The sequence below is a fragment of the Mycobacterium sp. Aquia_216 genome (genome assembly GCF_026723865.1).
Lineage (GTDB): Bacteria > Actinomycetota > Actinomycetes > Mycobacteriales > Mycobacteriaceae > Mycobacterium.
Map to the genome: position 1 here is coordinate 5204668 of NZ_CP113529.1, position 13154 is coordinate 5217821.

A 13154-nucleotide genomic window follows, 5' to 3' on the forward strand; every position below is an offset into this window, starting at 1 on the left:
GCATGCGCGGCAACGACGACCTACCCAACCCCTATGAGCTTCTGTTCCGAAAGGAGAGGCAAGTGAAATACACGCCGACGAGCATCGCGGGGGTCACGATCGTCGACATCGAACCCACCTGCGATCACCGCGGCTTCGTCTCACAGTCCTTCTCCGCTCCGGAATTCGCCGAAATCGGGCTGATCGCCGATGTCGTGCAGACGCAAATCTCCTTCAACTACACCCGGGGCACGGTGCGAGGCTTGCATCGTCAGGCGCCGCCGCACGCCGAGGCGAAGCTGATTCGCTGCACTCGCGGTGCGATCGCCGACGTCGTGGTGGACGTTCGTCCCGAGTCGCCGACCTACGGCAAACACGTCATGGTCGAGCTGAGCGCCGATAACCACCGGGCGCTGTTCGTGCCGCCCTACGTCGCCCACGGCTTCCAGACCTTGAGAGACAAGACCGAAGTCAGCTGCCAGGTCAGCGGTTCGGTCAAGCCTGCCGGCGAAGAGGGGTTCCGGTTCAACGAGCCGGAATTCGGAATCGACTGGCCGCTGCCGGTAACGGTCATCTCCGAAGAGGACGCCACCTGGCCGAAGTTGGAGAGCGTCGACGGCGACGTCATCGTGATGGTGGACGTCGATCGACTGCTGGCCGAACGGCCAACCTATGACGCCTCCGCTGTCCCGGCACGCATCGCACCGCCGCGCCGGCCAGTCCATCTCAGCGAATGCGCCACGCCGTCCGGCGCGCGGTTCAGCCCCGACGCGCTGTCGCATCGCCACGAGAGCGGGTCAGCATAACCGCCTTGCTACACACCCGGACTCGCAGCGCGCCAGCAGCCGCGCTTCCCGTGCCAACGACCGGCAGCCGCAACCTCCGTCGCTGGCAGAGGAAGTATGCCAACCGCGTGCGCATCACCGACGCGGCGATCGTGGCCGGGTCGGTGATGCTTGCGCAGTTTGCCCGGTTCGGCGATTCACCCTCCGCCTCCGGATACGCCGGCGGGGTCATGTCGATGTTCTCGGTGCTCTTCGCGGCGCTGTGGCTGTCGTCGCTCGAAATTTTTCAAACACGGTCAACCCGCGTCATCGGAGCCGGAATCGACGAGTACCGGCGCATCGCTCACGCGTCGTTCCAGACTTTCGGGATCATCGCGATCATCACGCTGCTCGCCAAGATCGAGCTGGCGCGTGGGTACCTGGCGGTCGCGCTTCCCGTCGGCACCCTGGGATTGCTGGTGAGCCGCAACCGGTGGCGCCGGTATGTCGGCCGCAAGCGCGCCGACGGCGAATACCTGACGAAGGTATTGGCGATCGGGGACCGGTCCGGTGTGCAGCATCTGGCGCTCGAACTGGAGCGCAACCCGAGAAACGGCTATGTCGTGGTCGGCGTGTGCATTCCCGGGTACGGAGCACCACGCGGCGAGACGCTCGAGGTTCATGGCCACGCGATCCCGGTTCTCGGCGACGACAGCTATGCGGCGCGCGCGGTCGAGGGTTGCGGGGCGGACACCGTGGCGGTGGCCCGCACGGAGCGCTTGGGCGTGCAGCGCATCCGAGAGCTGATGTGGCAGTTGGAAACCACGGACATCGACCTTGTGGTGTCACCCGGGGTAATGGACGTCGCCAACGCGCGGTTGACCCTTCGCCCTTACGCGGGCTTCCCGCTGCTGCACGTGGAAAAGCCCCAATACGAAGAGACCAACCGCTTTCAGAAACGGGCCTTCGACTTCTGTTTCGCACTGGCCGCCGTCGTCGCGACGACGCCGGTCATGATCGCCTGCGCCGTCGCAATCAAGCTGACGAGCAAGGGACCGGTCTTTTACCGGGCCGAACGCATCGGCCTCGAGGGCAAGCCGTTCACGATGCTCAAATTCCGCACCATGGTGGATGGCGCCGAAGCGCAAGTCGCACATCTGCTGGCGCACAACGAGACCGCCGGGGGCATGCTGTTCAAGATTCGCCGGGACCCACGCATCACACCGGTCGGGCGGGTGCTGCGCAAGCTCAGCATCGACGAGTTGCCGCAATTCATCAATGTGCTGAAGCAGGACATGAGCGTCGTCGGACCACGGCCGCCGCTGCGGCGCGAGGTGGAGATGTACGACGTTGAAGCCAAACGCCGGTTGCTGGTGAAGCCGGGCGTCACCGGACTGTGGCAAGTCAGCGGCCGTTCAGACCTTTCCTGGGAAGATTCGGTCCGGTTGGATCTGTCCTATGTCGATAACTGGTCAATGGCAGGGGACCTGATAATCGTCGCGAAGACGGTCAAGGCCGTCCTGGTAGGCGATGGGGCCTACTGATGACACAGCGATGACAGGACCGGTGGTCGACCCCGCAGTCGGGCCGACGGTGCCGCTCTCGCAGATCGCTCACGCTTACGCAATCCAGCTGGTCTGCCGGGCCTTGGGAATGGTGGCGTCCGTCGTGTCGGTGGCGATGACTGCCCACTACCTGGGCCCCGGGCTCTACGGACAGCTCACGATCGCGGTCGTGTTCATCGGGATGTGGTCCAGCCTGGCCGATCTCGGCATTGGCACCGTCATCGTCCGGCGCGTCACATCCGGCCGGGGCGATCTCGAGCGGCTCGTCCGGGTCAACAGTGGCCTGTCCCTGCTGTATTGCCTGCCGCTGGCCGCCGCGGCGGCAGTCACCGGGCTGCTCGTGTACCACGATGCCGACGTCCGGGTGATGCTCGTGGTCTTGTCCGGGCAGCTGTTGATGATGACGATGACCACTCGGTTCGAGCCGGTTTTCATGGCCACCGTCAAGTTCTCCGCGGTGGCCATCTCCGACGTTGCCAGCCGGTTGGCGGTGCTGGCCGCGGTCTGCTGGCTGGTGACCAGCCGAGCGGACGTGATCTGGTTCGCGGTGGTCCAGCTCATCCCGCCGGCCCTGCAACTGTTGATCCAAGGCACCGCCGCGGCGCGACAGGTCTCGCTGCGCCCCATCTTCGCGCTGCGAGAGGCCGCTGATTTGATGCGGGAAAGCCTGCCGCTGATGGGTGTCATGGTGGTCGCCCTCGTGTACTGGCGCGCCGACGGCGTCATCCTGTCCTTGCTGAGCACTCAATCCGAGGTCGGCATATACGGATTGGCCTACACGCTCGCGTTCAATACCGAGGTGCTGGCACTGTTCTTCCTGAAGTCATCGCTGTCGACCGCCACGGAGCTGTTCTCGCGCGATGTCGGCGCTTTCGCCGAGTTCCTGCGCCGCAGCGTCGAACTGATGTATTTCCTGATGGTGCCGGTCGCCGTGGTCGGCGGGTTACTGGCCGGGCCGTTGATCGGGTTGCTCGGCGACCGGGCCTTCGTCGCTCGCGGAACCCCGACGCTGGCACTGCTGTTGGCCGCGGCCGCGCTGCGGTGCATCGCCAGCACCCTCGGCCAGGGATTGTTCGCCTCACATCAACAGCGGTTCTTGTTCCGGGTCTGGGTCGTCACGCTGGCGCTCAACATCGCGCTGAATCTCGTGCTGGCCGGCCGGTTCGGCGCTGTCGGTGCGGGGGTGACGCTGGTGTGCACGGAGCTGTTCGGCACGGCGGCCGCGAGCTGGCGGCTGCGACGCCGGTGCGGCTACCGCGCACCGGTGAAGTTCTTGCTGCGGGTGCTGGTGCCGACCGCGGCCAGTGTCGCCGTCGTGCTGCTGCTCCCCGGTCTGCACGTGGTGTTGGCGCTGACGATTGCGGCCGCCGTCTACCTGGCTGTCAACATGGCAATCGGGCCCGTCAACTGGTCGATGTTGACATCGCTCACCCGGAAAACGGCACCGGCATGACCCGGCAGCGGGACCGGGCCTATCTGAAACTCCCGATCGGTGACACGTCCGCGCTGCCGGCCGCGCGGCCGCTCGCGGTGCTGATCGTGACCGACAAGAACCACGCCCTGGTTGCGAAATGTCTGACCAGCGTCGCCGCGCAGCTACCCGAGCTGCCCGTCTACGTCTACGAGAACAGCGGTGCGGGATATCCCGGTCGCGGGGAGCTGGCCGCCCGGTATCCGGCGGTCCATTGGGTGCTGGGGTCGGCGAGCCTCGGCGTCGGCGAGGCGTTCAACGCGTTGGTGGAGCACGTTCCCGGCGACGCCGACCTACTGCTCCTGAATCCCGCCGCCCAGCTGCGCGGACCGTTGACGCGCACCAGGGAACTACTGCGTCAGCCACGAGTGGCGGCGGTATCGCCGATGGCGGATGCCGATACCGCATCCGAGTCGTCCCCGTGGGACCTGGCGATGCGCCGTCCCACGCTGCTCCGTGCGCTGGTGGCGGCCACCGGCCATTCGAATTCGCTACGCCGAAGCCCGATTTCACCCCGGTATACCCACCAACCCGGCGAATCGCGGAGCATCGACGGCTATGTCGACGGCGGCTGCCTGGCGATCAGCCGCGCGGCCTGGAACACCGTCGGCGGCTTCGACGAGGAGTTCTTCGGCTACGGGGTGGACGTCGACTGGCAGACCCGCGCCCGCGCGGCGGGCTGGCGCATTCTGCTCGCCAACGAACTTGGCTTCCGTCGCGGTAGTCCGGTGGCCGACTTCGGTGCGCTCGGAGTCGACGCATTGCCCGACGGGAACGGTTCGGCCGACGGACGCCGCCGCGATCACGACTTGCTGCGGGCCAATACCGCGCTGGTGCTCGAGCACCAGTTCGGCGTTCACCACGCGGATATATACCTAGCCGGAACAACGCTTTTGGACCGACTGCAACCCCCGAAGCGCGCCGAGCGCCGCAGGGCGCGGCGCAGTCGGAGCCACGGACTGCCGGAGATCGTGATCGCCACCAACCGCCTGGTCTACGGCGGAGCCGAGCGGCAGAAGGCATTGCTGGCAGCCGAATTGGCTCGCCGCGGCTACCCGGTGACCATCGTCTGCGTGCAACGATTCGGCCCGATGATCGGGGAGATTCCGAACAGCGTGCGGGTGGTGCGACAACCGTGGTGGGCGCCGGCCGTCGACCTGCGCGACGGCCCGGCGGTATTGATCAGCGGCGACACCAATACCGAGACGGGGTTCGGCACGCTGTGGCGGGCCGCCTCCCGCGAGCGGCGCTGGCTGGTCGCCCCGCACACTCCGCCGGAGCAGGACAGGCCGATCTACTCGCGGCCACTCGCCGCCGCAATGTCTCGAGCGGACGGTTTTATTGTTCTGGCACAACGTCATTGGGAAATGCTGGCCGCTCAGCATCGGTTGACCGGACGGCGCTTCGTGGCACCCAACGGCGTCACCCTGGAGGACCAGCCGCGCCAGCGGATCCGCCCGCCCGATGCTCCGGTGCATCTGGTGGTGCTGTCGCGGATCGTCGAGCACAAAAACCCCCACCTGCTGGTCGATGCGCTCAGTGACCTTACCGAATTCCCTTGGACGCTATCGATATTCGGCGACGGACCGGACCGGGCGAAACTCGAGGCCCGCACTCCTGCCGCGTTGCGCGACCGGGTGCATTGGCGCGGCTGGTCGCCCGGTCCGGCGCATGCGCTGGCCGAGGCCGACCTGTTGTGCCTGCCCAGCCGCTTGGAGGCGTTCCCGTTGTCAATACTCGAGGCGATGGCCCGGGCGATACCTGTTGCCGCGTCGGCGATCTGCGCGGTCCCGGAAATGTTGGATTTCGGAAAGGCCGGCTTCCTCGTCGATCCGCCGACGGCGCAGGGATGGCGGGAGCGCCTGGCCGAGATACTGGCGGACCCTGACGCGCTGCCGTCGGTGGGGATGCAGGGCTTCGAACGCATGCGCAAGCACTACACCGTGGAAGCCATGACCGACGCCTACCTCGACGCGATAGACGCAATACTGTGAACGAACCGAATGCTACGCGTCGTGCATCGCCACACATGCCCGCGCAAATCTACTACTCCACAACGACTTTCACCAACAGCGACGGAAAATGAAGATGGTTTTGGCTCGTGCCAGCCGAGTAGCCGGAGGGAATTAAGATCAGCGACAAGCAGATTCGCGATGCGGAGCCCGGTCACAACGCTCGTCGACGACGCGTTGTCCTTACCTCCCGGCGGCTCGATAACATCGGGCCTGATCGGCGTCACTCGACTGCCTACAATGCAGCGATGATACGGAGCCTGCCGCGCCGCCTCGGGGCAATCGCCGGGGTTATCGCGATGCTTCTCTTGGCGGCGCCGCCCGCAATCGCGGACCCGCCCAGCGTCGGCGGGGCCCTCATCGAGGCTCCGACCATCCCGCTGCCCAATCTGGGCGCGCAGAGCACGATCGAGTTCTATCCGCACCGCGAGCTCTCCATCACCGGTCTGACGTTCGCGGTGCCCGAAGGACTGAGCCCGGCATCGTTGAACGCGACGCTCGAAATCCCGGTCAATCTGCGGTTCGGCAATCTGACGGTCACCCAGGACGATCGCACCATCAGCCGGATGGAGTTACCGTCCAAGGACCAGACTCCGATGGTCATTCCGCTGGCCGGAACGAAGGTCACCGGTAATTCGGTCAGCCTCACCCTGACCGCGACGGTGCTTCCGCTGGAGAATTACTGCTGGGATCCGCTAACCCCGATCCGGCTCGTCAACGGATCGATCACGTTTGCCGGCGGAGAAGTCGCACCGAAAACCATCGCCGAGTTCCTGCCTCCGGTGATCCGCAAGCTGACCATCTTCGTCCCGCCGAAACCGACGCAGCAGGAGTCCGACGCGGCCGTGCAATTGGCCGCCGCACTGGAAGATCGCTTCGGCGGGCAGAACCCGCAGATCGTCGTCGAAGCCCTCTACGACCGTGGGAGCACCGCGGTGGATCCGTCGCTCCCCCTGGAGCGGCAGATCATCATCAGAGAGGGTCCGGATAAGGGCCTTTCGCTGCAGGGCACCATGGGCGTTCCGGCACTACTGATCTCGGGGACCGGTGACGACCTCACCAACCAGACACGCCTGTTGACGGATCCCTCGGTGAAGTTCGCATACGGCCCCACCGCGGTTGCCGGCCCGCTGCCGAACAAGCAGAAGTTGGCCGCCGATACCACCACGCTTGAACAACTGAATCAGACCGGGCTCAGCGCGGAGGACCTGTGGCCCGACGTGAGCATCAGCCTGGAACAGACCCGATGGGGCCATTCGCTCGACCACATCCGAGTGCACGTGCTCGGCTCGCACACCCCCCTGCCCAACAATTTCGGCGGTGAAGTGCTCGCGTCGGTCGCCGGGCAGACGGTCAACCGATGGCCGGCCGAAGCCAATGGCACGATCGATCACTGGGTGGACATTCCGGACCGGCTGCTGTCCCGCGCCACCAGCCTGTCGATCAAGGTGCACACCACGGGGGACGCCGGACATTGCGGCGAGTACCTTCCGATCACCCTGAAGATCGACCCCAAGGCCGAGGTCCAGACCGGTCGCGCCAATCCGCCCATCCCGAAAGGCTTTCCGTCGCTGCCGCAGTCGCTGATGCCACGGATCGAATTCGGCATCAGTGACGACATATTCAACGACACCGTGCGCGCGGTCCAGATCGCGGTGGGCCTGCAACAGCTGAGTGCGGTGCCGTTGCCGACGAAGGTGACCAGCCTCAAGCAGGCGATCGACAGCAATGACCCGGCGGTCCTGATTTCTGCGGGCGCTTGGCCGGTCCAGACGATCGCGCTGCCCTTCAACGCAGAACAGGGCAGCATCACGATCGAGGGCTTGGATGCCGGCGGCGAGTCCACCACCCTGACCCTCGATCCATCGGTGCACTTCGGCTCACTGCAGACCGTGTTCGACGGTCACCGCTCGATCCTGATCGCGACCTCCAACGGGGCACCGGGGCAGCTCGATGAATTGCTGCGGTGGTTAGGCGCGGAGCCGGGCCGGTGGTTCGGGCTGGACGGCCGAATGGCCATCTCCGTCCCGGGCAGTGAACCAATCACGGTTGCCAATCCGCCCAGCGACATCGCGGCGAAACCGACGACGCAGGAAGACGACTACACCTGGGTGTGGTGGGTCGCCGGCGCCTGGGTGATCGTTGCCGCTATCGGCGGCGGCGTGCTCCTCTACCGGGCCCGGAGAAACTCAGTCTGAAGAATATGCCCGGGTAGGGCATAGAGAGGTATCACCCGATGGATTTCCGCACCTTTGCCCGGACGCTTACCGTCCACTGGAAGCTGTTGGTCGGCGCCCTGCTGGCCTGTCTCGCCGGTGCCGCGGCCGTCACGGAGTTTCAGACGAAGGCCTACGAGTCGTCGGCCACCGTCCTCATCTCCTTTCCCGGGCAGACCGACCCGTCGCAGCTGTACTACGGCACGCAAGCCGCACAGGACCGGCTGCCGTCCTACGCGGCGATTGCCGGTGGACGCTCCATAGCAGAGCGCGCGGTCGCGCACTACGACCTGCCGATCAGCGCCGAGGCCCTGGTCAGCAAGACTCATGTCCTGTACATCCCGAAGTCGTTGATGTTCACCATCTCGGTCACCGACACCGACCCGAATCGGGCTGCGGCACTGACGAAAGGGATGGCCGACGAGTTCGTCGAGGTCGTCGGGACGTTGGGCATGAATCCGAAAGGGACGCTCCCGCCGCCGCCGAGCGCCGACGGCCAACCCGCGCCGCAACCCCAGACGATCGAGGCAATCGCGACCAGGGCGACAGTGGTCGAGCCGGCCCGTGCATCAAGCCGACCGATCAGCCCGGTGCCGATGCGCAACATGGCGTTGGGCCTGGTGGCCGGGGTACTCCTCGGCGTCGGGGTGGCGTTGACCCGTGAGGCCACCGATCACACGGTTCGCGATCGCGAGAAGCTGGAACGGCTTTCGAACCTACCGACATTGGCCGAGCTGCCCGGAAAGCGCGGTACTGCACCGCGATTCGGCACCGACGTCTCATTCGACGACGCCGTCCGAGGCCTGCGCGCACGTCTACTCCGGGCGGCCGGACCCGGGGCAAGCCGGATGGTGGTCACGGCACCGTTCGGCGGCGAGGGAACCACCACCACGGCCCTGAACCTGGCGAAGGCATCCGCCGAGGCCGGCGAGGATGTGCTGCTCGTTGAGGGCGACACCCGTCGGCCGGTGATCGCCGGCTTGCTGAAGGTGGAATCGGGCGAAGGACTGGCCAGCGCGCTGGCCAACCCCGAAATCGCGGTCGAGGTGGTCAAGCCGACCCCGATTGCCAAACTGTTCATGCTTGCGCCACGTGCCGCCCGGCGTGACACCCTGCCCTGCAGCGCGTACCCACCGGAAGTGCTGGACAACGTGATGCAGGAGCTGTCGGCCACCTTTACCCGGACGGTAGTCGACGGCCCCCCGGTGCTGGCGACGGCCGACTCGGGCATGCTGGCCGGCGCCGTACACGCCACGGTGTTGGTTGTCCGGGCGCGGCGCACCACCGAGGAAGAACTTGCCGATGCCTTGACCGCGCTGAACGCGGCCGGGGCCCGCGTCATCGGCACGGTGCTGACCGACGCCAAAGTGGCGCGGCACACCAGGGCTGCCGCCCGGACCTACCGGGCGAAGCTCGGCGGGTCGGCGTGATCCGGTACCTGCGTTATCGCCACCGCTTGGCATTGGCCGCCGTGGTCATGGCGGTGTTCCTGTTCGGATGTTTCGCCTTCGGCGTGGCCTCGGTCCGCGACCCGTACGAAGGCGCCGTGCTCGTCGGCGCGATGTTCAGTCTGGTCGTGTACTGGGCGCGACCCGAGGCGATGGTGTGGATCGCGTTGTTCTACACCTTCGGCGCGCTGCCCATTGGTTTGTATATCGGAAAGGTCGTCGGCCCGACGACGATCTACGTCTGGCACGTCGTGGTGTTGTTGGCGATCTTGTATCTGGTCCAACTGGTGCGGCCGCGGTTCTCTGATTACGTACCGCCGGGGATCTTCTTGTTGACCGTCATGTTTTTCACCGGGGTCGGGTTCGCGGCCGGCCACTCCCCGGAGGCGGTACTCCACGAAGTGGCATGCCTGTTCGAGATGGTCGCGGGGTACCTGCTGGCACTGCTGATCGTCTACGGCGATTACATCAAGGGAGCGACGCAGACGCTCATCCTGACGCTGTGGTTCTCGGCGGCGATGGCCATCGTGAGCTCGTCGTTGGGGCTGCGCCTGACCGGCCGCTTCGAAACCATCGGCGAGTCGACCACCGGCGGCTCGGTCACCCGCTTGATCATCCCCACCACCGCGCCGGCCGTCGCGGTGCTGGCCGCGCTGGTCGCCGCCCGGGTCCTCGGCCGGGTCAGGCCCGCGACGTTTTTCGCGATGGGCGTGCCCGCACTGATCATTTCGCTGCTGGCGTTTTCCCGCGGCACCCTGATCGCGATCGCGGTGGCCGCCATCGCCGCGTTCTTCGCCAACCCCGGCTGGCAAGCGCTGCGCCGCTCGGCCACGTTTACCGTCACCAGCGCGGCGCTGTTGGCGGCAATGGTGCCGGCCGCACTGTTCCTGCTGCAGGATTCGAAGGCTGGAGCATGGCTGGGCCATCAGTTCGCCGGCTTCAGCTACCGGGTGCTCGGCGGCGTCAAAGCCAGTTCGCTCGCCGTGGACGATTCGACGAAGTACCGGCTGATCGAAAACGCCGACCTCACCCGCGAAATTGCCAAAGCACCCCTGTTCGGCCACGGAATGGGGTACGCGTATCGACTGGCTTTCGGCGACGAGGGATCGGGGAATGACGCGTTCGGGTTCGACAGCTTCACCGTGCTGCTGGGCACCACCTACGCGCACAACTTCTATCTATGGTGGCTCGTCAAAGCCGGGGCCGTGGGTATGGCGGTCTTCGCGTGGTTTGCGGTCAGGCCGGTGATCAGGGCGCTGCGCAGCGCATCCAAGCCGGCCAAGGTCGCCGGCGCCGTCAGCGCTGGCCTGCTGGTTTTGAACATCATCGGTCCAAACATCGAAGACACGCCCGATTCCGTGGTGTTCGGTATGGTGCTCGGTTCGGCGATGGGATTCGCCAACGTGGCTCGCAGACGGCCGGATGAACCAAGCAGCGCGGGCCTCGACGACGGCGCGGCCGCCGATCACGCGATAACCGAGCCGATCCCGCTGCTGGTAGAAGGCCCGGGCGCCGCTATCGGGTCGCCCAAGCACTCCTCGCGGTCGCATTGACGTAAACCGGATCGCGGCGGTTGCCACCCGGCTCGGTCGTCCAGCTATTAAACAACTCACAGTCTGTTTCTGCCTCTAAACCATACTGGACGCATGTATTATTACTTTTGTGCAGGCTTTCAGTTCGTCGCAGCCGCTTCGTCTCGACGTGTTCCGCTTCGCCGACACCGCTGGATGGCCCGGCGAGGCTCTCAGCCTGCCGCAGTTTGCCGCGGTCCCGCCGATCCCGCCGGCGGAAGTCGCAACGGCCACGCTCGACCGCGAAGTGACGACCGAAATCATCAACAGCATCACCCTGGTCCAGACCACCGACGAGGCCGAAACCCTGATCCGCGAGTGCTTATCTTCCCCCACCAGTCGGATTCTCTCGTTCGTCAACGCGCACGCCTTCAACCTGTGCAACCGGAGCCGCGAGTTTGCCGACGCCCTGTTGCGGTCAGACGTCATTTTGCGTGACGGCATCGGCATGCAGTTGCTCTTCCAGGCGCTGAAGATCGACGCCGGGCTGAACATGAACGGCACCGATTTCATCCCCCGCTTGCTGGACCGCGCCAAAGGCCAGACGATCGGCATCCTGGGCACCGCAGACCCGTACCTGTCCAGTGCCGTCGACCAGCTCACGCAGGCCGGTCACCACGTGACGGTGAGCAAGGACGGCTTCCAGGACAGGTCGACGTACCTGTCATTGGTCGAGCAGCACCGCCCCAAGATCATCATCCTGGGAATGGGGATGCCCAAGCAGGAGTTCGTCGCCGCGTACCTGAAGGACAACGTCACCTACAACCCCCTGATCGTCAATGCGGGTGCGCTGATCGATTTCATCGGCGGGAAGGCGAAAAGGGCACCGCTGTGGATGCGCCAAGCCCACCTGGAATGGGTCTTCCGGCTGCTGAACGAGCCGAAACGGCTGTTTCACCGCTACATCACCGGAAACCTGGTATTCGTGAGCCGAATCAACCGCATCCGCGACACCTACGTTCCCGCGCTCGAGCTTCCGCTGGATCCAGAGCGCGAAAACGTCGCCGTTTGATCCTGCGCTGACACGTCGCGGCCGGCTCGCCGGGCAATGCCCCGGTCAGCGCCGAGTGGCCACCACGTCGGTAAGCACGCCCAACAATCGATCCGCGACGTAGTCGACGGCGCATCGCTGCGCGTAGTGACGCGCAGCGATGGCTCCGCGCTGCGCCGCGATGGACGGGTCGGCCAGCTCGTCGAATGCGGTGACCAGACCGGCGATGTCATCGACACCGACTGCGGGGCAGCCCGGCGGTTGGTATTCGAGCAGGCCGGCCGCCGTGGAAACGATCGGTGTGACGCCCAGCTGCATCGACAGCACCTGCACCCCGCTTTGCGACGCGCGCCGGTAGTGGGCGATCGAACCCTTCGCCGCGGCCAGAGTCGCAACGATGTCGGCATAGCGGTAACTGCCGGCGCAGCGCCGCGCATGTTCGGGCAGCGTGCCCGGATCAAATGATCCGTCGCCGATGAGCACCAGGTCGTCACCGTGCCAGGCGCCGCCGGCCACGTGTTGACGCCAGGCCTCAAGGACCAGCTCGATGTTCTTGTAGGGGTGCAGCCGCCCGATCATGACGAAGTCGCGGCGTTCTTCGGCACCCACCAGCGGGGGAACCAGAGCCGGATCGAGGTCACTGGTGAGTGGCAACACGTGCACCCGGGTACCGCGCACATCGCGCCGGTCGGCGACGGCCGCCGCGACATAGTCGCTGTAGGCAATCGTGGCCGCCGAGTGGGCGCCCCAACGGTCGAACACCACACTCTCGTACGCCGGCCGTTCTTCGATCGCATCGTGGGGACGGTCGTCGTGCACCAGCTGAACGCGCGGAACCCGGCCGGCCAACGCGATCCACCGTGGATCGCGGACCAGCTCGGCAACGACGACGTGGGGCCGATACGTGCGAATGTGCCGCCATGCCGCGAGGCTGGCGGGCCAGGTCCCCGCCGTGCGAAATCGTGGATCGAGCACCAGCTCATAATCGCGGGGCGCGTCAGACTCCGGGTGCAGGTCACAGGTCACCAACAACACGTCGGCGCCACGCCGCTGCAACGCCTCCACCTGGACGCGCGCCAACGGCCGCATCCAGGGCGAAAGCCACAGCACCCGAAGGCCCGCGCGTGGGAGCTGCGA

At 66.0% G+C, this 13154-nt stretch carries 9 protein-coding genes; 8 read left to right on the top strand and 1 reads right to left on the bottom strand.

Translation table 11 applies throughout. The features are described 5' to 3' along the window. The first annotated feature begins 62 nt into the window (after window positions 1–62). The 8 genes from OK015_RS24250 (at window position 63) to OK015_RS24285 (ending at window position 12038) form a co-directional block, all read left to right on the top strand. Window positions 63–785 (top strand): dTDP-4-dehydrorhamnose 3,5-epimerase family protein, encoded by a 723-nt coding sequence (locus tag OK015_RS24250; RefSeq protein WP_268126843.1) that lies wholly within the window; start codon window positions 63–65, stop codon window positions 783–785. Beyond that, window positions 782–2287, top strand: coding sequence for a sugar transferase (locus OK015_RS24255; RefSeq protein ID WP_442791326.1), 1506 nt, complete (start codon window positions 782–784; stop codon window positions 2285–2287). The genes OK015_RS24250 and OK015_RS24255 overlap by 4 nt, the downstream gene beginning before the upstream one ends. 10 nt (window positions 2288–2297) lie before the next feature. Beyond that, window positions 2298–3761: an oligosaccharide flippase family protein gene (locus OK015_RS24260; protein WP_268126848.1), complete on the top strand. Its 1464-nt coding sequence runs from the start codon at window positions 2298–2300 to the stop codon at window positions 3759–3761. Further along, window positions 3758–5773 (top strand): glycosyltransferase, encoded by a 2016-nt coding sequence (locus tag OK015_RS24265; RefSeq protein ID WP_268126851.1) that lies wholly within the window; start codon window positions 3758–3760, stop codon window positions 5771–5773. The genes OK015_RS24260 and OK015_RS24265 overlap by 4 nt, the downstream gene beginning before the upstream one ends. Window positions 5774–6039: 266 nt before the next feature. Next, window positions 6040–7989 (top strand): hypothetical protein, encoded by a 1950-nt coding sequence (locus tag OK015_RS24270; protein WP_268126853.1) that lies wholly within the window; start codon window positions 6040–6042, stop codon window positions 7987–7989. 38 nt (window positions 7990–8027) lie between these two features. Next, the gene (locus OK015_RS24275) at window positions 8028–9437 is read left to right on the top strand and encodes a polysaccharide biosynthesis tyrosine autokinase (protein WP_268126855.1); all 1410 of its coding nucleotides are present in this window, start codon (window positions 8028–8030) and stop codon (window positions 9435–9437) included. A 47-nt stretch (window positions 9438–9484) separates the two neighbouring features. Next, window positions 9485–11008, top strand: coding sequence for an O-antigen ligase family protein (locus tag OK015_RS24280; protein WP_442791327.1), 1524 nt, complete (start codon window positions 9485–9487; stop codon window positions 11006–11008). Between the two features lie 109 nt (window positions 11009–11117). After that, entirely contained in the window at window positions 11118–12038 is a 921-nt protein-coding gene (locus OK015_RS24285; protein ID WP_268126860.1) for a WecB/TagA/CpsF family glycosyltransferase, read from the top strand. Window positions 12039–12083: 45 nt separating this feature from the next. Here the strand turns inward: OK015_RS24285 and OK015_RS24290 are convergent, their stop codons facing one another. Continuing rightward, window positions 12084–13127 (bottom strand): glycosyltransferase family 4 protein, encoded by a 1044-nt coding sequence (locus OK015_RS24290; RefSeq protein ID WP_268133049.1) that lies wholly within the window; start codon window positions 13125–13127, stop codon window positions 12084–12086. Window positions 13128–13154 lie beyond the last annotated feature (27 nt).

Coding starts and splice junctions, on each gene's coding strand:
- OK015_RS24275 (WP_268126855.1), top strand. CDS start 8,028: ATGGATTTCCGCACCTTTGCCCGGACGCTTACCGTCCACTGGAAGCTG.
- OK015_RS24270 (WP_268126853.1), top strand. CDS start 6,040: ATGATACGGAGCCTGCCGCGCCGCCTCGGGGCAATCGCCGGGGTTATC.
- OK015_RS24260 (WP_268126848.1), top strand. CDS start 2,298: ATGACAGGACCGGTGGTCGACCCCGCAGTCGGGCCGACGGTGCCGCTC.
- OK015_RS24280 (WP_442791327.1), top strand. CDS start 9,485: ATGGCGGTGTTCCTGTTCGGATGTTTCGCCTTCGGCGTGGCCTCGGTC.
- OK015_RS24265 (WP_268126851.1), top strand. CDS start 3,758: ATGACCCGGCAGCGGGACCGGGCCTATCTGAAACTCCCGATCGGTGAC.